This is a genomic window from Microvirga brassicacearum, from assembly GCF_008757455.1.
Classification (GTDB): domain Bacteria; phylum Pseudomonadota; class Alphaproteobacteria; order Rhizobiales; family Beijerinckiaceae; genus Microvirga; species Microvirga brassicacearum.
Map to the genome: position 1 here is coordinate 154,946 of NZ_VCMV01000013.1, position 24,961 is coordinate 179,906.

Sequence of the window (24,961 nt, forward strand, 5' to 3'; positions counted from 1 at the left end):
CGCTTCGCCCGACGGCGTATTGCCGACGCATGAGAACAGAACAGATCAGGCTCTCGCCGCTCGCCCCCGGGGCCAACCTTTCGCTTACGATCCACCGCTTCGGCACCGCGGGCGCGCGACCACGTGTCTATGTGCAGGCGGCGCTCCATGCGGATGAAATTCCCGGCATGATCGTGGCCCATCACCTCCGCGAGCAGTTGCTCGCGCTGGAGGCCGAAGGCCGGATCGAGGGCGAGATCGTGCTCGTCCCCTCGGCCAATCCCATCGGGCTCGCCCAGAAGGTTCTGGGAGAACCCGTTGGCCGCTTCGATCTTTCGAACGGGATGAATTTCAACCGAGGCTACCCCAACGTAATTGCTGAGGCGACAGCCCGCGTCGAAGCGTTGCTGACGGGGGAGGCCGATACCAATGTGCGCGTGATCCGCGACGCCCTGCTCATTGAGCTTTCCGAGTGGAAGACCGCCAGCGCGGCCGAAGTGCTGAAGAAGACGCTGTTGGAATTGGCCATCGACGCGGATTACGTGTTCGATTTGCACTGCGATTCCGAGGCGGTGATGCACCTCTACACGCACCCGCTCTCCTCTGACGAACTCGCCCCGCTGGCCGCTTTCCTTGGGGCGAAGGCGGTGCTGGTGGCGGATGTTTCGGGTGATGATCCGTTCGATGAGGCGTGCAGCCGTCCCTGGGCGGAACTTGCCGGGCGCTTCCCCGATCGGCCAATTCCGATGGCGTGCCACGCCACGACGTTGGAGTTCCGAGGTGAGATGGATGTGAGCGATGAACTCGCGCGTCCCGACGCGGCGGCGCTCATCTCGTTCCTGATCCTGCGCGGGGTGATCGCCGGAGCGGTGCCCGTCGTGCCGCCGGCCCAATGCGCGCCGACGCCTCTGGCCGGCTCCGAGCCGGTGATTGCGCCGGCCTCCGGCATGGTAATTTTCCGCAAGAACGTCGGCGACACCGTCAAGGCAGGGGAGGTGGTGGCCGATATCGTCGATCCCCTCACGGGCAACGCGCTCCAGGCCCATTCTGCCGCCGACGGCATCATGTTCGCCAGGATCCTGCTGCGCTTTGCGAGCGAGGGGCAACGCATCGCCAAGGTGGCGGGCACGACCGTCACCCGGACGGGCAAGCTCCTTGGAGCGTAGTTCATAAAAGAAAGGCCGCCTCGAACGGGCGGCCTTTCCATTGTCTTTGGTCCGCGGTCCGGTGGACCGTCCTATTGTGCGTTACGCACCGATCTCGGCAGAGGCCAGGATCAAGGTCACGGCAACCGGGGACCGCAGGGTATGACAATGAGACACTTGATCACCTCCTTTTCGTTGTTGACGGGGAAGTCCAATATGGGTTGAAACCCCGTATGACGTAAAGGGGCCGCGCTGCGGCGTGTTGCCCTTACCTCCAATCCCGGCTGTCACGGCCCGGAGAACAGACCGCACATGACCGATCTTCCGGCCCCCGTGGGCCGCCGCCGCACCTTTGCGATCATCTCTCACCCCGACGCGGGCAAGACCACGCTGACTGAAAAGCTGCTGCTGTTCGGTGGCGCGATCCAGCTTGCCGGTGAGGTGAAGGCAAAAAAGAACCGCGTCTCGACTCGATCCGACTGGATGGGCATCGAACGCGACCGCGGCATTTCCGTCGTCACTTCGGTGATGACCTTCGAATATGGCGACTGCGTCTTCAATCTCCTCGATACGCCCGGCCACGAGGACTTCTCGGAGGATACCTACCGCACGCTCACCGCGGTTGATTCCGCCATCATGGTGATCGACGCCGCCAAGGGCATCGAGGCACGCACCCGCAAGCTCTTCGAGGTTTGCCGGATGCGCGACATTCCCATCGTGACCTTCATCAACAAGATGGACCGCGAGGCGCGCAGCCCCTTCGATCTCCTCGATGAGATCGAAAAGACCCTGGCGCTCGACACCGCGCCGGTCACGTGGCCGATCAGCCAGGGGCGTTCCTTCGCCGGCACCTATGATCTCCGCCGTGATCTGGTGAGGCGCATCGACGCGGACGAGGAGCCCACGAAGGTCTCCGGTCCCACCGACCCGTTCGTGACAAATCTGCTGCCGCCCGAAGAACTTGATGCGTGGCAGGATGAGATTGCGCTGGCGCAGGAAGCCTGCAAGCCGTTCGATCTCGCGGCATTCCGTGAAGGTCATCTGACGCCGGTGTTCTTCGGCAGCGCGCTGCGCAATTTCGGCGTGCGCGATCTCATCGATGCGATGGCCGCCTACGCGCCGCCGCCGCGCGGCCAGGATTCAGACAAACGACTGGTCGAGGCCGGCGAGCCCAAAATGACAGGCTTCGTGTTCAAGATTCAGGCCAACATGGACCCGAACCATCGCGACCGCATCGCCTTTATGCGGATCTGCTCGGGTCGGCTCGCGCGCGGCATGAAGGCGAAGCTCGTGCGGACCGGCAAGCCCATGAGCCTCAACGCGCCGCAGTTCTTTTTCGCGCAGGATCGCGCGATTGCCGACGAGGCATGGGCCGGCGATGTGGTGGGCCTGCCCAACCACGGCACCTTGCGCATCGGCGATACGCTGACGGAGGGGGAAGACATCGTATTCCGCGGCGTGCCGAGTTTTGCGCCGGAAATCCTGCGCCGCATCAAGCTGCAGGATGCGATGAAGGCCAAGAAATTGCGCGAGGCCTTGCAGCAGATGGCCGAGGAAGGCGTCGTTCAGCTCTTCGTTCCGCAGGACGGTTCGGGCGCCATCGTCGGCGTCGTTGGCGCGCTGCAGCTCGACGTGTTGAAAGAACGGCTCATGGGAGAATATGGCTTGCCCATCGATTACGAGCCGACGCGCTTCACGATCTGCCGCTGGATCGACTCGAGCGACAGGATCGAGCTCGACAAGTTCATCGACTCGCACTTGTCGTCGATGGCGCGCGATCTCGACGGCGCGCCGGTCTTCATGGCCGCCAACAATTTCAATCTCCAATACGAGATGGACCGCGCCAAGGGCATCAGGTTCTCGGACGTGAAGGATTATCAGAAGAAAGCCGCCTAGGAGACGGTTGGGCAGCCAGACTTAAGGATGCGGCTCGGGAAAACCGTGGCGGAGGCTCAAGACCCGCAAGATCTCGTCCTTGTCGGCGATGAATCGATGGTGACCATAGCGGCGCGCCGGAAGCGTGTCCTCGGCGTCACCGGCGAGCACGAGAAGCGGCAAGGACTGATTGTCCTCGCCCACCAGAGCGATGACGTCCGCTCGCGGGCGCGGCCAAGCAACGCGCTCCACATCCAGTCGCCTCGCCAGGTCCGGAAAAGACGCAAGGACGCCTTCGATCAGGGCGCAATGCCAGCAGTAGAAACGTTTGCCAGGATAAGCCGGATCCGCAAAATCCGGTTTGAGGATGAACAGCCTGTCCCGTGTCACGATTGCGTCACCCACCGCCGGCTCACGCGGCGAGCTTGCGTTCACCGAAACGCTGCTGCGTCGCCGTGATGTCGCCGAGCGTCGGCAGGCTTGCCTCGTTGCCGAGATGCTGGATAGCGTAGGCTGATGCCGCGCGCGCAAACAGGAAATGCTCGCGCCATGGGAAGTCCGGACGCGCCATTGCCGAATACACATAGGCGCCGTGGAAAATATCACCCGCACCGTTCGTGTCGACGACTGCCTTGGCCGGAACCGCGAGAGCCGGCATCACGCTCTCGATTCCAGCCTCGTCGTACCAGAGCAATCCGCGCTCGCCCATCGTCACGCCGCCGATCTTGCAACCGCGCCCCTTTAGATAAGCAAGCATCTCCGACGCGCTCAGATTCATTTGCTCGCACAGACGTTCGGCCACGATCGCCACATCGATGAGTTCGAGCAATTCGTGTGTGTTGGAGCGAAGACCGCCGCCATCGAGCGACGTGAGAATTCCGGCCTCGCGGCAGATCCTTGCGTAATGCATCGCCGCATCGGCCTGGTGGCCATCGAGATGCAGCGCACGGCATCCAGCAATGTTCAGCGGGGGCACGGGATGAAGATAATGATCGTCGCGGCAGCGCACGATTGCGCGCTTGCCGCCCTGCGGCATGATGAAGGAGAGTGAGGATTCCTTCACCTTGCGGTGATGGACGGAGATGCCGTATTTCGCCGCCATGTCGATAAACATGCGCCCGAGCCAATCGTCAGCGATCGAGGTCAGGAGATCCGGCGCGATGCCGAGCTTTGCACAGGCAAAAGCTGCCGTAACGGCATTTCCGCCAAACGAGATCGCGTAATCCCGCGCGACCGTCTTTTCGTCGCCGGTCGGAATCTCGTCCGCCAGAAACGTCACATCGATATAGGTTTGGCCGACAAAAAGAGCGTGCATCTCTGATATTCTATCTTGTGAAAAGCAAGGGCGGGCGAAGTGTGGAGCAAGACGGGGGCTCCGCGCAAGTCCGGCCGGGCTCGGGTTTCGACGGGTCTGCGGCGCGATCGCCATGATGAGCAATGCGTCCGCCAGCGGCTGGGATACGGCCTGCTTCTCACCGCACGAGAGCGGCTAGCCGTCCCGCGGTAAGCGCCGCATCGACATCGCTGTTGATCACATCCACAGGCGCCAGAAGATCCCGGCGGAATGCGTCGCCGATCATTGGATGGATGCGGAATGCGCCGCCGACGAGAGCGACCGGACGCGGCGCAAGACGTCTGAAAAGCGCGTTGGCGAGGCGCGCGAGCTCGGTTCCAGCCGCCCGAAGGATTCCCTCGGCGGTCTTGTCGCCACGCTCGGCGGCGTCTCCGACCACACGGGCGAGTTCACCGATCTTGCCGCGATCCCCGCCATAGACGAACGCCCGCACCACGTTCCAGTCGGTTCCGCCCAGGGCGCCTGCCATGCAGGTGCCCAGGGTCGTCGACCAGCCTTCGCCGGGCGTTTCCTCCTCCGTGCGAAGGATCGCCTTCAGAGCCTCCCGCGCAATCCAGAAACCGGACCCGCCATCGTCGATGAGATTGCCGCGCCCGCCGACGCGGATCACCTCTTTGTCCGGCGACAGATAATACCCAATCGAACCCGTGCCGCTGTAGATGAGGATGCCTTCGCCGAGCGCAAAATAGGACAGGTAGGCAATCCACATATCCTCGGCGACGAAGACCTTGGCGGGTGCGAGGTTGAAAGCCGTCCCAAGAAGCGCGCGCATGGTCGCTTCGGCCGGGGTGTCCCGGGTCAGCCCGGTAATTCCGGCGACGATCCCCATCGGCTGGCCGGAGTGCAGGACGGCCTTTGCCATCGCGTCGACGATCTGTCGCGCGCGGTCCTCCGCTGCGGCGGAGAACAGATGTCCGGTCAGCGGATCGACCGAACCCTGCGCGACGCATTTACCGTCTTCCTCGACCAATCTCCAGCGTGTTGCTGTTCCACCCGCGTCGATGCCAAGTCCCAGCGTCATCGTGCGTCGTGTCCCCTGAACGGCCTCGGCGGTTGGTCGGGCCCCTTATGTTTTGGACCCGGCTTTCGTGCCGAACTGTGACAGGGCTTCGCGCAAATTGCCATCGCTTCGGGACAATGCCTGCCGCGCGTCCGTGGCATTGATGCCGAGCGCCACCATGGATGCGACCTTCATGTCGCCATCCGCCTGCCGCAGGGCCTCGATGGCCGTGGCATCGTCACAGCCGGTGATTTGCGACACCATGATCTCGCTGCGTCGACGGAGCTTCGCGTTGGTGGCGCGCATGTGCACCATGAGCCCGCGATAGACGCGTCCCAGGCGGACCATGATGAGCGTCGACAGCAGGTTGAGGATCACTTTCTGCGCCGTGCCGGCCTTCATGCGGGTCGAGCCCGCCACCACTTCAACCCCCGTCTCGGCGAGAATGGGATGCGAGCAGACCGCAAGGATCGGCGCCTCGGCATTGTTGGAGATACCGATGGTCTGTGCCCCGCGAGACCGCGCCTCCTCGAGCGCCGCGATGGTGAACGGTGTCCTGCCGCTCGCCGCCACGCCAATCACTACGTCGTCTGGGCCGATCTGCGCGTCGCGAATGCCCGCGATCCCCTGTTCGACGGAATCTTCGGCGTTTTCGACCGCTTTCAAAAAAGCCCCTTCGCCGCCGGCGATGAGATAGACGAGCTTGTCGTCCGGCCAGTTGAAGGTGGGGGGCAATTCGGTCCCGTCCTGAACGCCGATGCGTCCTGACGTTCCGGCGCCCACATAGACAAGACGGCCGCCGCGCCGAAGACGCATGACGGCCTCTTCGGCTGCCGCCGCTATGGCGGGAAGCGCGGACCGCACGGCCGCAACCGCGCTCAGTTGGCCCTCATAGAAGGCCGACAGGATGTCGAGGCTGGGCCAGGCATCGAGATCCTGGAAACGGGGACTGAAATGTTCGGTGGTCATGATGTGATCTTTCTTGCAGACCACTATAGGTCCAGTTGGTTCCCGGGGCAATCTTGCGGAGGCGGCAGAACGGGCGCTTTCGTGTTCAATGCGCCGGGTTGAATTGCGCGCTCACACGCTCGCCGGTTGCGCGCCGGAGCGCCAGGATCCCGCTGTCCCTGTGGCGCGTCGGATGGACACGGTTGGTGAGAAGCGACCATGCAATGCCGCGGTCGAAATCCAACCAGAGCCCGGTTCCCGTGAAGCCCGTATGACCGATGGTCGAATCCGAACATATGTCGCCGCCGTGCCAGCCGGCATGACGGCATTCCCAGCCCACGCTCCGGGTCGCCGTCTGCCGGCTACGGATTGCATCGATCGAGGCTGCGGCGAGAAGGGACCCGTCGAGAAGACCTCGTGCGAAGTCGAGGACGCCACCGATGGTTCCGAACAATCCCGCATGACCAGCAGCACCCCCTAACGCGAAGGCGTTTTCATCATGCACCTCGCCCCGGATCACGCGTCCGCGCCAGGTGCAGCGCTCGGTGGCGGCGCATTGGAGCGCGTCGGGTCGGAATGTCAGGCCCTCAGCCAAATCCTGGTCGATGACGGGGAGGCCCGAGAGACGTTCGATGGCGATGCCGAGCAGGATGAAGTTGATGTCGGAATAAACAGGCGGCCCCGGTTTCCATACACGCTGGAGCACGAAGGCGCGCAGGGTCTGCGGGTCCTGCCCGTAGGTATAGAGCGGCTCAACCGCCGGAAGATGCGTGTCATGCGCCAGACATTGGCGGAAGGTGAGGCGGCGTTCCGCGGCATTCATGTCGTATTGGCGCAGATCCGGAATGACCTTCGTCAACGGATCGTCGAGGGCGATGCGGCCTTGTTCGACGTAATGCAGAATTCTCGTGGTCGTGAAAATCACCTTGGTGAGCGAGGCCAGATCGAACCACGTCTCCCGAGTCACGCCGACATGATCCGGCTCGATCTGGGCTGATCCCTCCGCCCGCACGGCGCGCTCACCGGCGGCGGTGACGACGCCCAGGACCGCGCCGGGAATATCCCCGGCGCGAACGGCCGCGGAGGCTGGCGCAAAGGCAGGGTCGATCAGGTGGTTGATGTGCATGGCTGCTGGCGGCGGGCTGCGAGGCGAATGATGCGAGGACCATACCATAGACCGAAAGAGCGTCCAGAGTGGTATGATATTGGACCATGACAGGCCCGCGGCGATCGCCTATAATTTCAACCGCGACTTTCCAGGGGAGAAAAAAGAATGATCAGGTCGGCACTTCGCTGCGCCATTGGCGCCGGTTTCCTTATGACGGCCATGGCCTCGGCCTCGGCGCAGGTTCTCGAGATCGGGACCGATTTGAGTCCGACGGGTCTCGACCCGCATCTCATCACGGCCTTTCCGAGCTTCATGATCGTGAACGGCAATATCTATGAGGGTCTGACGGCGATCGACAAAGACCTGAAGGTGACGCCGGGGCTCGCCGAATCCTGGACCGTCTCTCCTGATGGCAAGACCTACACGTTCAAGCTCCGACCGAACGTCAAATTCCACGACGGCTCCGCGATGGAAGCGGAGGATGTGGTGTCCTCCATCAAGCGCGTTCAGAGCAAGGAAATCGCCTCACCCCTGGCAAGCCGCCTTGCGAGCATCGAGGGTGCAAAGGCGGTCGATCCGCAGACCGTCGAATTGGCACTGAAGGAACCCTCCGCGCCGTTGCTGGCATCGCTCGCTACCATCGCGATCGTGCCGAGCTCGGTCGAGACCGACAAGGATGTGTTGCAGAAACAACCCATCGGAACCGGCCCGTTCAAGTTTACCGAATGGCAGCCGAACGGTTTCGTGCTGCTCTCGCGCAACGACGCCTATTGGGAGAAAGGCCTGCCGAAACTCACCGGCCTGAAGTTCAACATCGTGCCGGAATCGGCGACTCGACAGGTCGGCCTTATCAATGGCCAATACGCCATGCTGCCGAACATCGATGCGGCGACTGCTCTGCAGCTCAAGGGCAAGCCGGGCGTGAAGCTCGCCGAGACGCTGGAGCTGGCCTACGCGTTGATTGGCATGAATGTGTCGAAGCCGCCGTTCGATAACCCCAAAGTGCGAGAGGCTTTCAACTATGCGCTGAACCGCAAGGAGATCGTGGATGCGGCGCTGTTCGGCGCGGGCGTGCCCGGCGGGCCGCTGTCGCCGGCGTTGAAGTCCTGGGCGCTCGATGTGAAGGAGTATCCCTGCTACACCACCGATCCGGCGAAAGCCCAGGCGTTGCTCAAGGAAGCCGGCGTGACCCTTCCTGTCACCGTCACCATGAACGTGCTGCCGCGGCAGGACATCAAGGATGTGGCCCAAGTCGTGCAGGAGCAGCTCAACAAAGCCGGCTTCAAAGTTGAACTGAAAAACCAGGAGCAGGGGCAGTTCATCCAAGATTGGCGCAACAGCAATTTCGACCTGTTCGCGTCAACCAACGCGGGCAGTCCCGATCCGGACGAATATTTCTTCCGCACGTTCCGCACCGGCGGTTCGACCAACGTCTACAAGTATTCCGACAGCGAGATCGACGGCCTGCTCGACAGCGCCCGGTCCATGCAGGATCAGGCTGCTCGGAAGGCTGCGTACGACAAGGTGCAGAAGAAGCTCGCCTGCTCGGGACCCGTTGCGCATCTTACCTACAGCACGCTGTTCTCGGCCATGCGCGACAAGATGCAGGGCTTCGACATCATGGCGAACCGTTCGCTGGTGAACCTCAAGAACGCCAGCTACTGATCGTCCCGAAGAACGCTTCGGCGCGCCGGCCCGGCGCGCCGAAGCTTTTAGAATGAACACACATTCATGAGCCGCGTTTTCTTCACACGTCTGTTCGATCTCCTCGTCGTTCTCTTCGGCGTGTCGATCATCGTCTTTTTGATGATCCGGCTCATCCCCGGCGATGCGGTTGCGATCATGCTGGGGGCCAACACCGAGATCACGCCTGAGCGCCTCGCGGAACTCAACCGGCGTATCGGCCTCGACCGGCCGGTGATCGAGCAATATCTGATCTGGGCCGGCGCAGCGTTGCGCGGGGATTTCGGCACATCACTCTGGACCGGCCGGCCGGTCGCGGGCGAGATCCTGATCCATCTCTGGCCGACCCTTGAACTGACGTTTCTGGCGTTGTTCATCGGCGCCCTGTTGGCAGTCCCCGTCGGCTGCCTGATGGCTCAGACGCGTGGCGGCATGGCGGATGTGACAATGCGTGTCGGCGCTATCGCCGGGCTGACGATCCCGTCCTTCTGGCTCGGCATCGTGCTGATCCTGCTTCTCTCGAGTCTCGCGCCGGGGTTTTCCTCCCTCGGCTACGTGCCGTTTTCCGAGGACCCGCTCGGCAATCTGGAGCGGATGCTGCTTCCGGCTTTCGCGCTCGCGCTGCCGATTCTTGCGAACCTTTCGCGCCTGGTACGCTCGGCGATGCTCGATGCGCTGGGCCAGGATTATGTGCGAACAGCGCGGGCGAAAGGTTTGAGCGAGCGGCGCGTGGTTTATAAGCATGCTTTGCGCAACGCGCTGATTCCGTTCCTCACCAGCGTCGGCATCATGACCGGCTATCTGCTCGGCGGCGCCATCGTGGTGGAGCAGGTATTTGCGATTCCCGGCCTCGGCCGGCTCATTCTCGGCGCCATTGCGGAGCGCAACTATCCGCTCATTCAGGCAACCATCCTGGTGGTCACGGCCGGCTTCGTGCTGGTGAACTTCATCGTCGACATGCTCTATATGCTCGTCGACCCGCGCGTGAGAGCTTAGATCCAGTGTCGCGTCTCGCCCGAAACAAACTTCTCACCTTCGCGCTCGTCCTCGTTGCGGTGCAACTGATCCTCGCGCTCGGCGCCCCGTGGATCGCGCCCTATGATCCCATGGCGCAGAGCGTCGCCCGCCGCTTGCGAGGGCCGACTGTTCTGAACTGGCTCGGCACCGATCAATTGGGACGCGATGTCCTGACGCGCATTCTCTACGGCTATCGGACGTCGCTCATTGCCTGCGTGATCGCTGTCGGCGTGGCTTTGCTCGCTGGTGGAACGCTTGGACTGGTCTCCGCGTACTATCGCGGCTGGCTCGACCGGATCGTGATGCGTTTGATGGACGTGCTTTTTGCCTTTCCGGTCATGCTGCTGGCCATCGGCATCATCGCGGTGCTCGGCCCGCACACCTACAGCGCTGCGGCTGCTATCGCGGTCGTCTATACGCCGATCTTCGCCCGGCTGCTGCGCGGGCCGGCGCTGGTTCTGTGCGAGAGCGAGTATGTCGCCGGCGCAAGGGCTATCGGAGCCTCCGACAGCCGCATCATTTTCATGCATATCCTGCCGAACCTCGCATCGGTCATTCTCGTTCAGACGAGCTTGCTGCTCTCGGCCGCGATCCTCGTCGAAGCCTCGTTGTCCTTCCTCGGCCTGGGCACGCAACCGCCGACGCCGTCGCTCGGGTTGATGCTGTCCGAGGGCAGAAACTTTCTGTTGCTGTCGCCCTGGAGCGCCATTTTTGCCGGGTTTGGAATCCTGTTCCTCTCGTTCGGGTTCAATCTTCTGGGGGACGCTCTGCGCGATACGCTCGATCCGCGCCTGAGGGGCCAACCTTGAAGTTACGCGCGGCGACCGGAGCCGACGTGCCGGCGCTCGCCCGTGTCGCGCAACGATCTTATCAATTCGCCTTTGCGGGCATTCTTGAGGACGACGTGCTGGCAAGCCGCGATGCGGAATTCTTTGCAGCCCGGTTCGCCGCCAGTCTTGAAGCGTTGATCGTTGCGGTGGATAACGAGAATCCACTCGGATTTCTTCTTATGACGGACGGCCACATCGACATGCTGTTCATCGACCCGGGATCGACCGGGAAGGGCGTGGGGTCCCGGCTTCTCGACTACGCGGAGAGGAAGGGGGCGAAAAGTCTCGAATGCTTTCGAGACAATCACGGCGCGCGCCGCTTCTACGAGCGGTACGGCTGGCGGCTCGATCGTGAATACGACCGTGAATTCGCGGGCCGAAACCGCAGCTTCGTCTTCTACGTCAAGGGCGAGACCGCGCCCTAGTTCTCGGCGCCGTCGATCCACGTGCGCTGCACCGTGAGATCATCGTTGAGCAGAACGAGACTGGCGCGATAGTTCGGCGCGATGCGGCCGAGTTCATGATCGAGCTTGAGGAAGCTCGCAGGATAGAGCGACGCCATCCGCAACGCATCCGGAACCGCCACGCCTAATCGATTCACCGCATTGCGAACAGCGGCCGCCATGTCGAGATCCGAGCCCGCGAGCGTTCCGTCTTCGGTCGTCAACTTTCCGTCCCGACGGTAGATCGTGCGGCCATGCAGCTCGAACTTCGTCAAGTCGGTGCCGGTGACTGACATCGCGTCGGTCACCAGCATGATGCGCTCCTTGCCCTTCGCCGCGATGGCGATGCGCAGCGACGCATCCGACACATGATGCCCGTCGACGATCACACCGCACCAGGTGCTGTTGCTATCGAGCGCCGCGCCGACAACGGCGGGCTCGCGGCCTGCGAGGGGCGGCATCGCGTTGTACAGGTGCGTGAAGCCGCGCAAGCCGTGGCTGCAGGCCTCCAGGATGGTGGCATAGTCGCTGGCGGTATGGCCCGCGCAGACGAGGACACCCGAGGCCGCGAGGCGCGCGATCGCCGCCATGTCGTTTTTCTCGGGCGCAAGCGTGACGATCGTGCGGCCCTGCTGCAGGGAAGTGAGGATTGCGATGTCCTCGTCCTCCATCGGGCGCATATAGGCTGGGTTGTGAACGCCCTTTCGTTCCGGGTTGATGAAAGGGCCTTCGACGTGAATGCCGAGGATTCCGGGCACGCGCGCCGCAAGCGCATCCTGCATCGCCTCCAAGGCCTCGATCATCCGTTCGCGCGTGTCGGTGATGAAGGTCGGCAGCAATCCTGTCGTGCCGTAGGCCCGATGGGCCGAGGCTATTGTCCTGATGCCGTCGATTGTCCTGACGTCGTTGAACAGCACGCCGCCGCCGCCATTCACCTGCGTGTCGATAAAGCCGGGAGCGAGCAGACCCTCGATGGGCTGGCGCTTGAGGCCCGCACCCAGGTCCTTCTCCAACGGCACGCCGACAATGCGGGCACCGTCCAGGATCACCGCGCGTCCTTCGAGAATATGCGTTCCGTCGAAGATCCGAGCGCCGGTCAGCGCGACTACCATCACACCGTCTCCGTGACTTTGAGCAGGCGCGGCGGGTTATCGGGGTTGCGACCGCGGGCATGCGCGATGGCATTGACCAACGGGTAGAAACTCTGGATGAGCGCGATGGGTGCAACGAAGGGGTGAATGCCTTCCACCGACGGCAACATGATGCTGGCCGGACCTTCCGCCGCACCCGCCACGACCACCGGTATTCCTTGGCTGTTCAACCTCCCTACGAGATCATTCACGCCATTCAGGGTTTCGTCACGCTGGCTGAGAACGAGGATCGGAAAGTGTTCTCCCGCCAGTGTCCATGGCCCATGCATCAGCTCGGCCGAACTCATCGCCTCCGCGTGCACACCGGACGTTTCCTTGAGTTTCAAAGCCGCTTCCTGCGCCACCGCAAAGCCGACGCCGCGTCCGACGACGAAAAGATTGTCGGCGCGCGACAGGAGCGGTAGCGCCGCCGACCAATCTGTCGCGGCGGCTTTCTCGAGCACGTCGGGCAATCGGTCCAGCGCGGCCAGAAGGTCCCGATCCTGGGACCAATGGGCAACGAGTTGCAGGCCTGCCGCGAGCGCGGCGATGAAGGATTTCGTCGCCGCCACGCTTTTCTCGGGGCCGGCGTGGAGCGGCAGCACGACTTCGCACGTGGAGGCGAGCGGAGAGGTGGTGTCGTTGACGAGTGCCACCGTGAGGGCACCATCGGCCCGGCCCGCTTGGGCAAGATGGAGAATGTCGGGACTGCGGCCGGATTGGGACACGGCGAGAAACAGCGCGTCGCGCATTCGCGGAGACGCGGCGTAGACCGATGTGACGGACGGTCCAACCGAGGCGGTCACGAGTCCCGAATGGATCTCGAGCAGGTATTTGGCAAAGGTCGCGGCGTTGTCCGACGAGCCGCGGGCGCAGGTGACAGCGAAGGGCGGCGGCGAAGCGCGCAGTCTCGCGCCGAGATCCCGGCAGAGCGGAGCATTCGCGTCGAGCAGGCGCGCGACGACCTGCGGGGCTTCATGTGCTTCGCGCAGCATGGCGGTGGTGGTCGGGTCGAAGTCGGTCGTCTCAATTGGCATCGGTCGTCATCCGGTCCGGCTGGCCGATCGTCAGCTCAGCCACAAAGTCATAGGCATCGCCCCGATAATAGGACGAGGTGAATTCGACGGCCTCCCCCGACCCCGTGAATGAGCGACGCTCGATATAGAGCGCTGGGCTCAAGGGCGGAACTTTCAGGAGCACCGCCTGCTCCTCGGTCAGCAAAACCGCGTGGAGACGCTGCAGCGCGCGGCTCGGCAACACGCCCTGATCGTGAAGGACCGAATAGAGCGATTGTTTGACCAGCGATGGATCGGGGAGAAACCGGCTCGGAACAACCGCGTGTTCGATGGCCATGGGCACGCCATCGGCGAGGCGGAGCCGGTTGACCCGGCTCACGAGATCGCCGGGTGAAAGCCCGAGTGCCATCAGTTCGTTGGGCGAAGCCTGCCCGATCGAGCGGCTGAGCAGGACCGCGGACGACGGCAAGCCGCGCGCCGACATGTCGTCGGTGAAGCTCGAGAGGCGCGACAGCGGCTGCTCGATTCGCGATTGCGGTGCAATGAAGGTGCCGGAACCCCAACGCTGAACGAGCACGCCCTTTTTTACGAGGCCATTGATGGCCTTGCGCACCGTGACCCGCGAGACGCCGAGCTGCTTGGCAAGGTCGCGTTCGCCCGGCAACGCATCGGCGGTCTTCAGCGCGCCCCGGCGCAGAGCCTCCTCGATCGATTGCTGCAGCTGGATGTAGAGCGGCGTCGGATTGCTTTCGTCGAGCGGCGTGAGATCCAGAGCATCCGGCGTCAGATTAAGCATTCGCGCCTCGCTCATGTGATTCTCGGGCGAGCAGAATGGCTCCGTCGAGAGCGTCGCCCGCGGGCGTGGTAATTGCACCTTGGACCGGTGGCGGCAGCCACGGCCGCAGGGGCTCGGCAAGGCCGCCGACCAAGCACAAAGCCGGAGCGCCAAGATCGAGGAGACGTATCGCGACTTTAGCCAGATCCGCCGTCGCGCTCTGGAGCAGTGCGAGGCCAAGCGGGTCGCGCCGGTTGGCGTGATCGAGGACCAGCGGCGCAAAGCGCGCATAGTCGCTGCCGCGCGCCGTTCCGACCCAATCAATCAACCTTTCGGGGTTGTTGTCGAACTCCTTCAGAAGAGCGTCGGAAAGAGCACTGGCGGAGATGCGCCCGTCATAGGCCCAGATGGCGTGGCGCAATGCGTTGCGTCCTATGGCGGCGCCGCTGCCCTCGTCGGAAATCTCATAGCCCCAGCCACCCACATAGTAACGCCTGCCGCCGACGCTCCCGTAGCCGCATGAGCCTGTCCCCACGATCAGGATCGCGCCATCGCCGCCGCCAAATGCACCCAGCCAGGCCGTATGCGCATCGGTTTCCACGGCCATCGATGCAAAGGGGTGCGGTCGCGACAGGAAGCGCTTGAGCGAGGATGCCTGTCCGGCCCCGGCCGCGCCCATTCCCACATGGATTCGCTTGAGATCGGCTTCGCCGAGCCTCGCGGCAGCCATCGCCTCGCGGATCGCCATGAGAATGGAGTCCCACACCAGTTCAGGATCGAGCCGCACATTCGCCGGTCCGCCCGATCCTTCTCCGAGCAACGCGCTCCGGGCGTCGTGCAGGCGCGCCCTGCATTTCGTACCGCCGCCATCTATGCCGAGAAAAAGAGGGTCGTTCATCGTCAAACCGGGTGCCAATCCTCTTGCTGGACGTCGGAGGCAAGGTAGGCATCAACCATGCCAGTTAATATCCAGTTCGTGAAGAGGCAGCCTGTAAAGTGCAGTGGGGACCCGACGCGTCCTGCGACGACGCGATACCACTAGAAGAGCACTTGTCACGTCAGGACGGCCCGATTGCCCCGAAGAAATACAGTGCCATGCCGATCGGTGAGCACAGGGCCAAGGTTGCCAATATGCCGAGCTTATAGCGGAACATGGCGATGATCGCGGCAGCCGACAGCATCAGAGCCGGGACGTTGATGCTTGTCAGCAGCGGGACGTCGAAGCGCAAGATGCCCACGGACACTGACGAGACCTGGGCAAAGATCGTGTGGATGAAGAACCAGATCGCAAGATTGAGAATCACGCCGACGACCGCCGCCGTGATGGCCGACAAGGCACCCCCAAGCGCCCGGTTTCCCCGAATCCTCTCGATGTAGGGTGCGCCGAGAAAAATCCACAGAAAGCAGGGGGTGAAAGTGACCCAGGTCGCGAGCAGTCCGCCCAAGGTGCCGGCCATCAGCGGCGAGAGTTGGCCCGGATCTCGGAAGGCTGCCAGAAAGCCGACGAACTGGAGCACCATGATCAACGGCCCCGGGGTTGTCTCGGCCATTCCAAGTCCATCGAGCATTTCGCCCGGTTTCAGCCACCCGTATTGCTCGACCGCCTGCTGGGCCACATAAGCCAGCGCCGCATAGGCGCCGCCGAACGTCACCATGGCCATCTTGGAGAAGAAGACGGCGATCTGGCTGAAGACATTGTCGGATCCGAGAACGACGATCAGCGTCGCGACCGGCACCAGCCAAAGCAAAAGCCAGATGCCGGCGACGCGCAGTGCCTCGCGCCAGGAGGGGCCCCGACTTTCAATGCCTTCGCCAAGAAGAGGAGGCGCTTCTCCAGCAGTCTCAGGTTCAGGCGCGCCGGACAGGAAGAAGCGCGAGCCGCTTCGACCGCCAATGAAGCCGATGATGCCCGCGCCCAGCACGATCAGCGGGAACGGCACGTTGAACGCGAAGATGGCCGCAAAAGCGCCCACGGAGATCGCAACCAACAGGGCGTTCTTCAAGGCGCGGCGGCTGATTCGAACGACAGCGTCGAGGACGATGGCGAGAACCGCAGCCTTGAGGCCGAAGAAGAGCCCGGCGACAACGCCGACATTGCCGTAAAGTGCGTAAATCCAGCTCAGGGCCATGATGGCGGCGATGCCGGGCAGGATAAACAGGCCGCCCGCGAGCAGCCCACCTGGCACCCGGTGCATCAGCCAGCCGATATAGGTTGCGAGCTGCTGCGCCTCAGGGCCCGGCAACAGCATGCAGTAGTTCAGCGCGTGGAGGAACCGGCTCTCCGAGATCCACCGCTTCTCCTCGACCAGTATGCGATGCATGACGGCGATTTGACCTGCCGGACCGCCGAAGGACAGCGCGGCGATCCGCGACCACACGCGGAACGCTTCCCCCCAGGTCACGCCGTGGCGCGGACGCTCGGAAGTGCTCGCCAGAACAGGCGGCGTCACCGGCTCCACGAGGTCAGTGTCCTGCTGGCTTGGTGCTGGGCCAATTGTGGGTTTCATCCGTCGCATCGCGACACCATCGATAAAAGGCATCGTAGAGAATCATACCTGCCTCGAGCTGATCCAGGTCGTCAGCATACATGCGTGACAGCCCGAGCGATGCGGCGAGAAGCCCAGGCGCTTCGGGCGCCAGACCGAGCCTGGCGGTATCGGCGCCGCGAACGATGGTGGCGAGGTGCAGCAGCGGCTCTGTGGCGAGGCAGAATTCCTCGACCATCACGTCGAAAGTGCACCTGTCGCCCCGATGGCTCCAGAAGATATCCGGCCGGTCGATGTCGAATGGCGTCGCGTTGAATCGCTCGGCGACCCCGACCACGTCGCTCGGCGGCACGAACAGAAACACGGCCGCCGGATCGACGAAGCGACGGATCAACCAGGGGCACGCGATCCGGTCGATTTTCGGACGCGCGCGGGTCACCCACACGGTTCGACCGCACTCGTCTCTTGGGGGCACCTTGGCGGCGGGGATCATCGGCAATCCCTCACCGGCCCAGGCGAGCGCCCCGCCCTCCAGACTCTCGGCCGCGATACCGCTGTGCCGAAGCCAGGCCGCGACGCCCGCACTGATTTTGAGACCTTTCTGGCAGATCACCACGACCGGTCGAGCGGTGAATTCCGCCGCCCATTCGGACACAGTGGCAAAGGGCCGCCGAACCGCACCGGGGATCAGGCGCGGATCGGCAGCGAAATCATCATCGGTCTGAACATCGATCAGGACCGGGCAATCGGGCCGGCCAATGAGGCGGGCGAGTTTCATCGGTGAAATGGAGCTGAGTGACGACATGATACGTCCGTAAGGTTAGCGGACGCGATGCTTAGGCATGTCGCCTCGTGGGGAGATCGCAAGTCCCCATGGGCGAATTACACACCACAATCCTTCGGGATGTCAAGGCAAGTCCCGGACCCGCAAATCGCCGCCAGAACCCATTCCAAAGCGACCCCATCAGGCATTTTGCAGTCGCTGCGATTCGAGGAACCGCGGCACGTCCTCCATCGGCATCGGCGCGGCGTAGAGATTGCCCTGAGCCTGCGCGCACCCGCGCACTTTCAGAAAATTCGCTTGTTCGATGGTCTCGACGCCCTCGGCGATCACATTCATGCCGAGGCTGAGGCCGAGTTCGATGACAGCCTGAACGATGGCGGCGTTTTCGAGATCGTTTTCCAGATCGGTCACAAAGCTCTTGTCGATCTTGATATCGTCGACAGGAAATTGCTTGAGATGCAGCAGCGAGGCATAGCCGGTTCCAAAATCATCGAGCGCGATGCGAATTCCGGCCTCGTGAAATTGCCTCAATGCCGTGACCACATGGGTCGAGCTGCGGCCGAGAAAGACGGTTTCGGTGATCTCCACCTCCAGCCGCTCGTTCGGCACTCCGGATTCCCGCAGGATCTCGATGAAGCGTCGTGCGAGACCGATCCAGTTGAACTGAGCAGTCGAGAGATTGACGGCGATGCGGCCACAATCGACGCCGCCATCCAGCCATTCTTTGATGTCGCTAGCGACTCGGCGGATCATGTGTTCGCCGACTGCGATCGACAATTCGGGATCCTCGAAGGCGGTGAGAAAGGAGGCGGGGGTCAGGAAGCCCTGCTCCGGGTGCTGCCAACGGGCGAGCGCCTCGAACCCCGTAACGTGTCCGCTCGCGAGATCGATTTTCGGCTGATAATAGGGAACGATCTCACCCCGGCGCACCGCATCCTGAATCTCGCGCGTGACAGTGGCGCGTTGCTCGATTCGGTGGCGCATGTCGGGCGTATACGCGACGGCGCGGTTGCGTCCCTGCGCCTTGGCGGCATAGAGGGCCAGATCCGCATCTTTCAGAAGCTCGGTCGGCTTCCGATCATGCTCGGGATAGCCCGCCACCCCGATGCTCGCGAGGCCCGACAGGGTTTCGTCATTGTGACGGAAGGATCGGCGCAACTCCGTCAGGACCTGTTCGGCCAGGCTCATGGCATTGGAAAGCTGGATCGGCTCAACCAGCACGACCACGAACTCGTCGCCGCCCAATCTCGCCACGGTGTCGCAATCCCGCATCATCGACTTCAGTCGCTTCGCCGTTTCCATCAACAAAGCGTCTCCGGCGTCATGCCCCAGCGTGTCGTTGACGTTTTTGAGATTGTCGAGGTCAATGAGCAGAATGCTGACTTGGGTGCCGTTCCGCTCGGCCTGGATCAGCGCTTGTTCGAGGCGGCTTTGAAATAACGCGCGATTGGGCAGGTCGGTCAGGGAATCGTGGCTTGCGGCTCGCCAAACCCGTTCTTCCGCGGCCTTTCGTTCGGTGATGTCGACGACAGCCGACATGATGTAGTTCTCGCCGCCGATTTCCAACATGTTGCTGGCGATGAGAACCGTGCGTGACGTGCCGTCGGCCACCCGTGCGGTCGTCTCGTACCCAGCAACGCGCCCATCGCGTGCCAGCATCTCGAGTATCGTGTTTCGATCCTGTGGATCGGCATAAACTTCACTGATCGATCGAATACGCATCGTTTCCGGCTGAAGGCCAAAAAACCTGATCGAGGCATCGTTCGTCGTCACCAGAGTCCCGTCTGGGCGGGTCACCACCAGCGGTATCGGCACAGTCTTGAACATCGCCTCGAACATCGCCCGGCTTTCGAGCAATTCGTTCTTCACCCTGCGCTCTGCCTGCGTTGCCGCCCACTCGGTCCGCTGAAGTCGATTTGAGCGTGTCACCACCAGCACCAGCGCGAGATTGAGCATGATCATCGCGAGCACGAGACCGGTATCAGTCGGGCTCGTCTGGGCAGGCAGCAGATAGCCGGCGAGAAGTAAGACGCTGCATGCAATGCCGGAGATCACGGTCCAACGGAAGGAGGTGGGGACCACCAAATAGTAGATCGAGGGCAGCAGCAACACGACGAAGAGCGCCAGGTTGCTGTGGGAACTGACAAGAAACGCCACGGCAATCGCCGTAACGAATTCCCAAGTCAGCATGGAGTTCTGAGCGCTCCTGAAGGTGGTGACGCGCTGGATTCTCCAGAAGCAGATGAGGGAGATGATGACCACCAGCGCGCGGGCCGGGATTGCCACGTAGAAGTGCGGGTCGCCGTAGAAACGCCAGTCGCTCAGAAAGAAAAGCGTATTCAAGACCGCCGACAGCAGGAAGAGGACGCGCACATGTCGGACCGTGTCGTCGAGACGCTCCGCCTGAAAGGCCCGCTCTCGGTCGGGTGCATAAAACTCACCACCCATGGGGGTGAGCGGATGAGCGGGTATCTCTGACATGATGGGATCGACTGGCTCGGTCTCTGGTTCAATTTTAAAGCTCAGGCAGAGGCTATCCCTCAATCCTGTCGGACAATAGTGGAGAAGTGGAGATCCCAAGGACTATAAGACGTTACTTGTCGGCGACCGCTTCCCTTGCCGTATCGGGGAAGAGACTCGGTCAAGGCGGGTTCGGTTAGCCGGCGCTTTCCGGGCGATGGCGGTATACCCATGGGCCTTGCATGATCTCCGCCGGCAGCCCTGAGGCAACAACGCGGCCGTCGGCTACGAAGGCCATTTGGTCCGCGAGGTCGGCTACCTCGTCCGGCGTATGGATCGTCATGAGAATGGTGACGGGGCGGCTCCGGCGCATGTCATCGACCAGCAGGATCATGTCTCGGCGCAAGGATGGATCGAGGCTGCTGAAGGGTTCGTCGAGAAGGATCAACGGTTTCCTCGAGATGAGCGCCCGCGCCAGCGCCATGCGCTGACGCTGGCCACCGGACATCTCTCCAGGTTTGCGATGACCAAGCCGATGAAGGCCGACGGCCTCCATCGTGTCCGCTACGAGAGTGCGCTCCTCGGCCGTCAGCCGCAACGAGGCGCGCAGCCCGAGGCTCACATTCTCGCTCGCGGTCAGATGCGGAAAAAGATTGTGGTCCTGAAAAACAATCGAGGTGGGTCGCGCGGCAGGGGACAATGGACGAAGGTCCTGGCCGTCGAAGGTCAACTCACCGCTGTCCGGCGTCTCGAAGCCGGCGATCATATGCAGCAGCGTGGTCTTGCCGCCGCCGGACGGTCCCACGATGGCGCAGAGTGTGCCGTTCTCCACCGACAGCGAATAGTCGGCGGTGAAATCAGGCCAGACAAGGCGGCAATCCTTAATCGTCAGCATAGGACATCCGACCTGAAACATGGGCGAGGCAGAAGGCGGTGAAGAGAATGAGCAGCCCGACGGCGGAGGCTTCATCCAGCCTGTAGGCGCCCAGACGTTCGTAGAGCAGATAGGGCAAAGTGCGAAGTTCGGTTCCGCCAAAGAGCGCCACAATGCCGAAATCGCCAAATGACAGCGCCATGCTGAGCGCGAAAGCCGCCGCAAAGGGCCGTCGCAGCAGGGGCCAGTCCATCAACCTGAACTTTGTCATCCCGGACAAACCCAAGGAGTCGGACAAGCGGCCATATCGTTCCCCCGCAAGCAATTGCCGTGGCGCAATCGACCGATAGGCAAAGGGCAGGGCGCCCAATCCGTTGATGAGCGGCAAAAGGACGAACCCGGCCATCGCGGGATCGACGAATTTCCGCATGATCAGGAATAGGCCTGCGGTCAGGGCGAAAGGCGGGACGGCCAGAAGCATGTTTGGCAGCAGATCGTAAAGGGCCGCCACGCGCGGGGACCGCAAGGCGAGGCGATGGCGCCGCGCCGCCGCACCAAGTGCCACCGCGAGCAGACAGGAGATCGTGGCGGCAACGGTCGCGATGGCGACACTCACGACGAAAGCAGCGGCGAGATCCGTGTCGAGGATTTCAACCGCGTAACGCGCGCCCGCCAGGACGCTCAACAGGAGGGGGACAATGAAAGCTGCGCTCATGAGGAGCACGCCCGCGTCGAAAACTCTTAATCCCCGATGCACACGATCCGGACGGGGAGCCGGCGGCCGGCTTGTCGTCGTGACGGGCGGACGGGTGAAAGTCCAGTTCAGCACAATGGTGATCGACAGGCAGATCGCAACCTGGATAAAGGCCAGCCAAGCGGCCCGGCTGAAATCGAGTTCGATCTTCAGCGCCTCATAGATCGCCACCTCCAGGGTTGCCCGTGAGGGGCCACCGCCGAGCGCCAGGACGATGGCGAAACTCTTGAAGCAGAGCAGAAACACCAGGCCGGCCAAGCCGGGAACTTCCGCACGTAGAACCGGCCAGTCGAGATGCCGGAAGGTCTGGCCTGGCGTGAACCCGAGCGCGGCCGCCAATCGCCATTGTTCAGCCGGCACGACATGCAATCCATCGAGGACGATCCGCGCCACGAACGGCGCGTTTAGAAACACATGCGCAATGAGAATCCCCGGATATCCGAAAATGCTGAAGTCGCCGGTCCATCCGAGTGCCCGAATACCATCGGCAAGCCAACCATTGCGTCCATAGACGCTGAGCACGGCAAGCACCGCAACGATGCTCGGCATCACCATCGTCGTGCCGAGGACAGAGAGGACCACCTCGCGACCCGGAAAATGACGGCGGGCCAGAGCGAGCGCGACGCCGATGCCAAAAAGAAGCGAAAGGATCGTCGAGAGGCTGGCCTGAACGAGCGAGAAGAGCAGGACGCGAACCAGATAGGGTCCGATGGACAACAGCGCCGGCTTGCCGCCATCGACGGACGCAAGGGCAATGAAGCCGCCCGCCACGAGAGCCACGATCGCAAGTGCGACGAGGCTTCCGGGGTGAGGCAGCTTCATACGCACGAGACGTTATCGAGACGTGGCGTTCAGCCACTCATCCGTAAAGGTTCGGCGGTTCTGCTGGACCTCTTCGGGTGTGTAGAGAAGCGTCTTTGCCGGCTTCACCAGGTCGTTGAAAGCGGCAGGCAGGCCCGAGGCTGGATCTTTGGCAGGCATCATCCAATTGCCCTCGGGCATGGCGGATTGGAACGCGTCTGACAGGATGAAGGCCATGAACTTCTTCGCCAGTTCAGGCTGTTTGGTCGTGCGCGTCATGCCGGCAAGTTCGACGTGGAGATAGTGGCCCTCGGCGAAGTTCGCAGCTTTGAAGTTGTTCTTCTTCTCTGCCACGACATGATAGGCAGGTGAGGTCGTGTAGGACATCACCATATCGGCCTCGCCCTTCGTGAAGAGACCATAGGCTTCGGACCAGCCCTTGGTGAACGTCACCACGCGGGGTTTCAACTGCGTCCACGCTGCGCCTGCCTGATCGCCATAGATCTTGCGCATCCAGAGCATGAAGCCGAGACCCGGCGCGCTGGTGCGCGGATCCTGAAGCACGATCTTGGGGCCGTTGGGGTTCTCCACGAGTTCCTTGAGGCTTTTCGGCGGGTTGGCGAGCTTGTTCGAATCGTAAACGAAAGCCAGGTGACCCCAATCGAACGGAACGAATGTATCGTCTGCCCACTGGATCGGTAGGGACAGATTTTTGACGTCCATATCGTGCGGCGCGAAGAGCCCGAGAGCCTTGGCCTCCGCCGCGAGATTCATGTCGAGCCCGACGACGACGTCCGCCTTGGTGGATTGGCCTTCGAGGCGTAAGCGGCCGACGAGGCTGCCGGCATCCTCCGCCGTCACCCAATTCAATTCGCAGGCGCAATCGGCCTCGAAGCGTTCCTTGACGGTTTTTCCAGGACCATATTTTCCCGCAAAGGAACCGTAGGTGTAGACCGTGAGCGGTGGTTTCGACTGCGCATGTGCGAGGCTCGTCGCAAAGCCGAGCAACGTGGCGGCAAAGATAAGTTCGCGTATCATGTTTAGGCTCCCATGCGTGAGGCAAGCCGGGCGGGCGGCGCAAATCGCAAGGGGCGCAGCGTTGGGCTGCGATATCGCATGCTCATTCCCTCCGCCGGCATAACCCGGATCAGGTTCAACGGGTCGGCGGCCTTGCCGCCTCTCAGCCCGGAAGGGCTCCCCGTGAGACATTCCGCTTCTAGAACAGTTCCTGCACCCTCACAAGTCCGGCGGGGGAGTTGCCGAGGCGTGCGAATTCTGGTTGGGATGCGATGTCTATGTAAGGAGACTGCCATGTCGGGCCGGCCTGAATCCTTCGATGTTGCGGTGGTGGGCCTTGGCGCCATGGGTGCGGCGACGCTCTACCAGCTTGCCCGGCGCGGCGTCAGGGCCGTCGGCATCGACCGGCACTCGCCGCCCCACGATCGCGGATCGACCCACGGGGAAACCCGTATCACCCGCCAGGCCGTTGGCGAGGGCGAGGCCTATGTGCCGCTGGTCCTGCGAGCGCACGAAATCTGGCGCGAACTCGAGGCCGAGACCGGCGAGACGCTGCTGACCCAGTGCGGCTGCCTCATCGTGGGGTCGGGCGAGGGCGCTTCGGGGAGTCGTCGCGCTGCATTTTTTGCGATGACCCGGCGGGCTGCCGAGCGCTACGGGATCGCGCACGAGATGCTGACCGCCGCGGAAATTCGCGCCCGGTTTCCCCAATTCACACCGCAGGATCATGAGATCGGCTATTTCGAGCCCGGCGGTGGGTTCGTCGATCCAGAGCGCTGTGTGGCGGCACAACTCCGGCGCGCCGGCGAACTGGGCGCGGTGCTTCGCACGGGGACGACCGTGCTGGCGATTGAGGACGACACCGCAAGTGTTCGGATCAAAACCGACACGGGCGATATCCTGGCCGCCGAGGTCGTCGTTTCGGCCGGACCATGGGCGCCGTCCTTGGTCGGTTCGCCGTTCGACGCGGTGCTGTCACCCAGCCGCCAGGTGATGCACTGGTTTCCGGTCGAAGAGGACAGGATTGCCGATTGGCGGAGAAGCCCGGTTTTCATCTGGACGCACGGGCCATCGCCATCCGACATGTTCTATGGATTTCCTGCTTTGCAAGGGCACCGCGCCATCAAGACGGCCGGTGAGCAATATGACGAGACCACGCAGCCGGACATTGTCGAGCGTGACGTTGCGGCTGATGAATCGCGGGCCATGCGCGCGGCTCACATAGCCGGCAGGCTTCATGGTCTTGGACCTGTTGCGGAGAAATCCGTGACCTGCCTCTACGCCGTCACGCCGGATTCGCATTTCCTCATCGACAGGCATCCGAGAAATGATCGGGTTCTCGTTGTCTCGCCGTGCTCCGGACACGGCTTTAAACATTCGGCCGGGATCGGCGAAGCCGTCGCGGATCTCGCGACGGAGGGTCAGAGTGCGTTCAATCTCGAACCGTTCGCGCTTGCGCGGTTCGCGTCAGCTGCTGCGTAA

22 protein-coding genes and 1 riboswitch are annotated in these 24,961 nt (G+C 62.7%); of the genes, 7 read left to right on the forward strand and 15 right to left on the reverse strand.

All coding sequences use genetic code 11. From position 1 onward, the window contains the following. Nucleotides 1–29: 29 nt before the first annotated feature. Nucleotides 30–1,145 (forward strand): succinylglutamate desuccinylase/aspartoacylase family protein, encoded by a 1,116-nt coding sequence (locus FEZ63_RS08340; RefSeq protein WP_150943244.1) that lies wholly within the window; start codon nucleotides 30–32, stop codon nucleotides 1,143–1,145. A 291-nt stretch (nucleotides 1,146–1,436) separates the two neighbouring features. Continuing rightward, nucleotides 1,437–3,020 carry a peptide chain release factor 3 gene (locus FEZ63_RS08345; protein ID WP_150943246.1) on the forward strand — a complete coding sequence of 528 codons (1,584 nt, stop codon included), beginning with the start codon at nucleotides 1,437–1,439 and terminating at the stop codon, nucleotides 3,018–3,020. A 21-nt stretch (nucleotides 3,021–3,041) separates the two neighbouring features. Here FEZ63_RS08345 and FEZ63_RS08350 read toward each other — a convergent pair whose 3' ends face one another. The 5 genes from FEZ63_RS08350 to FEZ63_RS08370 all read right to left on the reverse strand — a co-directional run bounded on the left by FEZ63_RS08350 (nucleotide 3,042) and on the right by FEZ63_RS08370 (nucleotide 7,427). Continuing rightward, the gene (locus tag FEZ63_RS08350) at nucleotides 3,042–3,389 is read right to left on the reverse strand and encodes a DUF3088 domain-containing protein (RefSeq protein ID WP_150944121.1); all 348 of its coding nucleotides are present in this window, start codon (nucleotides 3,387–3,389) and stop codon (nucleotides 3,042–3,044) included. A gap of 22 nt (nucleotides 3,390–3,411) precedes the next feature. Further along, the gene (locus FEZ63_RS08355) at nucleotides 3,412–4,314 is read right to left on the reverse strand and encodes a sugar kinase (protein WP_150943248.1); all 903 of its coding nucleotides are present in this window, start codon (nucleotides 4,312–4,314) and stop codon (nucleotides 3,412–3,414) included. Between the two features lie 157 nt (nucleotides 4,315–4,471). Continuing rightward, nucleotides 4,472–5,374: an N-acetylglucosamine kinase gene (locus FEZ63_RS08360; RefSeq protein ID WP_150943250.1), complete on the reverse strand. Its 903-nt coding sequence runs from the start codon at nucleotides 5,372–5,374 to the stop codon at nucleotides 4,472–4,474. A 45-nt stretch (nucleotides 5,375–5,419) separates the two neighbouring features. Next, nucleotides 5,420–6,322 (reverse strand): N-acetylmuramic acid 6-phosphate etherase, encoded by a 903-nt coding sequence (locus FEZ63_RS08365; protein WP_150943253.1) that lies wholly within the window; start codon nucleotides 6,320–6,322, stop codon nucleotides 5,420–5,422. Between the two features lie 85 nt (nucleotides 6,323–6,407). Then, nucleotides 6,408–7,427 carry a serine hydrolase domain-containing protein gene (locus FEZ63_RS08370; protein ID WP_150943254.1) on the reverse strand — a complete coding sequence of 340 codons (1,020 nt, stop codon included), beginning with the start codon at nucleotides 7,425–7,427 and terminating at the stop codon, nucleotides 6,408–6,410. A 147-nt stretch (nucleotides 7,428–7,574) separates the two neighbouring features. Between FEZ63_RS08370 and FEZ63_RS08375 the strand changes: the two genes are divergently transcribed. From FEZ63_RS08375 to FEZ63_RS08390, 4 genes are all read left to right on the forward strand, one after another. After that, nucleotides 7,575–9,074 (forward strand): ABC transporter substrate-binding protein, encoded by a 1,500-nt coding sequence (locus FEZ63_RS08375; RefSeq protein WP_150943256.1) that lies wholly within the window; start codon nucleotides 7,575–7,577, stop codon nucleotides 9,072–9,074. 66 nt (nucleotides 9,075–9,140) lie between these two features. Next, entirely contained in the window at nucleotides 9,141–10,088 is a 948-nt protein-coding gene (locus tag FEZ63_RS08380; RefSeq protein ID WP_150943258.1) for an ABC transporter permease, read from the forward strand. 5 nt (nucleotides 10,089–10,093) lie between these two features. Continuing rightward, complete coding sequence (locus FEZ63_RS08385) at nucleotides 10,094–10,918, forward strand: ABC transporter permease (RefSeq protein WP_150943260.1); 825 nt, start codon at nucleotides 10,094–10,096, stop codon at nucleotides 10,916–10,918. Further along, nucleotides 10,915–11,364 (forward strand): GNAT family N-acetyltransferase, encoded by a 450-nt coding sequence (locus FEZ63_RS08390; RefSeq protein WP_162419707.1) that lies wholly within the window; start codon nucleotides 10,915–10,917, stop codon nucleotides 11,362–11,364. The genes FEZ63_RS08385 and FEZ63_RS08390 overlap by 4 nt, the downstream gene beginning before the upstream one ends. Here FEZ63_RS08390 and nagA read toward each other — a convergent pair. From nagA to thiB, 10 genes are all read right to left on the reverse strand, one after another. Beyond that, the gene (nagA, locus tag FEZ63_RS08395; RefSeq protein ID WP_150943262.1) at nucleotides 11,361–12,494 is read right to left on the reverse strand and encodes an N-acetylglucosamine-6-phosphate deacetylase; all 1,134 of its coding nucleotides are present in this window, start codon (nucleotides 12,492–12,494) and stop codon (nucleotides 11,361–11,363) included. The genes FEZ63_RS08390 and nagA overlap by 4 nt on opposite strands. Then, nucleotides 12,494–13,549 carry an SIS domain-containing protein gene (locus FEZ63_RS08400; protein ID WP_150943264.1) on the reverse strand — a complete coding sequence of 352 codons (1,056 nt, stop codon included), beginning with the start codon at nucleotides 13,547–13,549 and terminating at the stop codon, nucleotides 12,494–12,496. Before FEZ63_RS08400 ends, nagA begins: the two co-directional genes overlap by 1 nt. Continuing rightward, nucleotides 13,539–14,339: a GntR family transcriptional regulator gene (locus tag FEZ63_RS08405; RefSeq protein ID WP_420846266.1), complete on the reverse strand. Its 801-nt coding sequence runs from the start codon at nucleotides 14,337–14,339 to the stop codon at nucleotides 13,539–13,541. The genes FEZ63_RS08400 and FEZ63_RS08405 overlap by 11 nt, the downstream gene beginning before the upstream one ends. Then, nucleotides 14,317–15,201, reverse strand: coding sequence for a glucosamine kinase nucleotide-binding domain-containing protein (locus FEZ63_RS08410; RefSeq protein ID WP_150943266.1), 885 nt, complete (start codon nucleotides 15,199–15,201; stop codon nucleotides 14,317–14,319). The genes FEZ63_RS08405 and FEZ63_RS08410 overlap by 23 nt, the downstream gene beginning before the upstream one ends. Before the next feature lie 160 nt (nucleotides 15,202–15,361). Continuing rightward, a complete protein-coding gene (gene chrA, locus FEZ63_RS08415) occupies nucleotides 15,362–16,810 on the reverse strand; it encodes a chromate efflux transporter (RefSeq protein ID WP_150943268.1) in 1,449 nt (482 codons plus the stop codon). Continuing rightward, on the reverse strand, nucleotides 16,767–17,594 hold the full coding sequence (locus tag FEZ63_RS08420; protein WP_150943270.1) for a chromate resistance protein ChrB domain-containing protein: 828 nt from the start codon (nucleotides 17,592–17,594) through the stop codon (nucleotides 16,767–16,769). Before FEZ63_RS08420 ends, chrA begins: the two co-directional genes overlap by 44 nt. Nucleotides 17,595–17,753: 159 nt before the next feature. Continuing rightward, a complete protein-coding gene (locus tag FEZ63_RS08425) occupies nucleotides 17,754–20,054 on the reverse strand; it encodes a putative bifunctional diguanylate cyclase/phosphodiesterase (protein WP_150943271.1) in 2,301 nt (766 codons plus the stop codon). Between the two features lie 175 nt (nucleotides 20,055–20,229). Continuing rightward, nucleotides 20,230–20,928 carry a thiamine ABC transporter ATP-binding protein gene (locus FEZ63_RS08430; RefSeq protein ID WP_150943273.1) on the reverse strand — a complete coding sequence of 233 codons (699 nt, stop codon included), beginning with the start codon at nucleotides 20,926–20,928 and terminating at the stop codon, nucleotides 20,230–20,232. Then, nucleotides 20,915–22,483: an ABC transporter permease subunit gene (locus FEZ63_RS08435; protein ID WP_244622742.1), complete on the reverse strand. Its 1,569-nt coding sequence runs from the start codon at nucleotides 22,481–22,483 to the stop codon at nucleotides 20,915–20,917. Before FEZ63_RS08435 ends, FEZ63_RS08430 begins: the two co-directional genes overlap by 14 nt. A gap of 12 nt (nucleotides 22,484–22,495) precedes the next feature. After that, nucleotides 22,496–23,500, reverse strand: coding sequence for a thiamine ABC transporter substrate binding subunit (gene thiB / locus FEZ63_RS08440; protein WP_150943277.1), 1,005 nt, complete (start codon nucleotides 23,498–23,500; stop codon nucleotides 22,496–22,498). Nucleotides 23,501–23,568: 68 nt separating this feature from the next. Next, a riboswitch (TPP riboswitch) is annotated at nucleotides 23,569–23,673 on the reverse strand. Between the two features lie 100 nt (nucleotides 23,674–23,773). On the opposite strand from thiB, the gene solA reads away from it, so the two are divergent. Then, nucleotides 23,774–24,961, forward strand: coding sequence for an N-methyl-L-tryptophan oxidase (gene solA / locus FEZ63_RS08445; protein ID WP_150943279.1), 1,188 nt, complete (start codon nucleotides 23,774–23,776; stop codon nucleotides 24,959–24,961).

Coding starts and splice junctions, on each gene's coding strand:
- FEZ63_RS08340 (WP_150943244.1), top strand. CDS start 30: ATGAGAACAGAACAGATCAGGCTCTCGCCGCTCGCCCCCGGGGCCAAC.
- FEZ63_RS08345 (WP_150943246.1), top strand. CDS start 1,437: ATGACCGATCTTCCGGCCCCCGTGGGCCGCCGCCGCACCTTTGCGATC.
- FEZ63_RS08355 (WP_150943248.1), bottom strand. CDS start 4,314: ATGCACGCTCTTTTTGTCGGCCAAACCTATATCGATGTGACGTTTCTG.
- FEZ63_RS08360 (WP_150943250.1), bottom strand. CDS start 5,374: ATGACGCTGGGACTTGGCATCGACGCGGGTGGAACAGCAACACGCTGG.
- FEZ63_RS08365 (WP_150943253.1), bottom strand. CDS start 6,322: ATGACCACCGAACATTTCAGTCCCCGTTTCCAGGATCTCGATGCCTGG.
- FEZ63_RS08370 (WP_150943254.1), bottom strand. CDS start 7,427: ATGCACATCAACCACCTGATCGACCCTGCCTTTGCGCCAGCCTCCGCG.
- FEZ63_RS08375 (WP_150943256.1), top strand. CDS start 7,575: ATGATCAGGTCGGCACTTCGCTGCGCCATTGGCGCCGGTTTCCTTATG.
- FEZ63_RS08380 (WP_150943258.1), top strand. CDS start 9,141: ATGAGCCGCGTTTTCTTCACACGTCTGTTCGATCTCCTCGTCGTTCTC.
- nagA (WP_150943262.1), bottom strand. CDS start 12,494: ATGGTAGTCGCGCTGACCGGCGCTCGGATCTTCGACGGAACGCATATT.
- FEZ63_RS08400 (WP_150943264.1), bottom strand. CDS start 13,549: ATGCCAATTGAGACGACCGACTTCGACCCGACCACCACCGCCATGCTG.
- FEZ63_RS08405 (WP_420846266.1), bottom strand. CDS start 14,339: ATGAGCGAGGCGCGAATGCTTAATCTGACGCCGGATGCTCTGGATCTC.
- FEZ63_RS08410 (WP_150943266.1), bottom strand. CDS start 15,201: ATGAACGACCCTCTTTTTCTCGGCATAGATGGCGGCGGTACGAAATGC.
- chrA (WP_150943268.1), bottom strand. CDS start 16,810: ATGAAACCCACAATTGGCCCAGCACCAAGCCAGCAGGACACTGACCTC.
- FEZ63_RS08420 (WP_150943270.1), bottom strand. CDS start 17,594: ATGTCGTCACTCAGCTCCATTTCACCGATGAAACTCGCCCGCCTCATT.
- FEZ63_RS08425 (WP_150943271.1), bottom strand. CDS start 20,054: ATGTCAGAGATACCCGCTCATCCGCTCACCCCCATGGGTGGTGAGTTT.
- FEZ63_RS08430 (WP_150943273.1), bottom strand. CDS start 20,928: ATGCTGACGATTAAGGATTGCCGCCTTGTCTGGCCTGATTTCACCGCC.
- FEZ63_RS08435 (WP_244622742.1), bottom strand. CDS start 22,483: ATGAAGCTGCCTCACCCCGGAAGCCTCGTCGCACTTGCGATCGTGGCT.
- thiB (WP_150943277.1), bottom strand. CDS start 23,500: ATGATACGCGAACTTATCTTTGCCGCCACGTTGCTCGGCTTTGCGACG.
- solA (WP_150943279.1), top strand. CDS start 23,774: ATGTCGGGCCGGCCTGAATCCTTCGATGTTGCGGTGGTGGGCCTTGGC.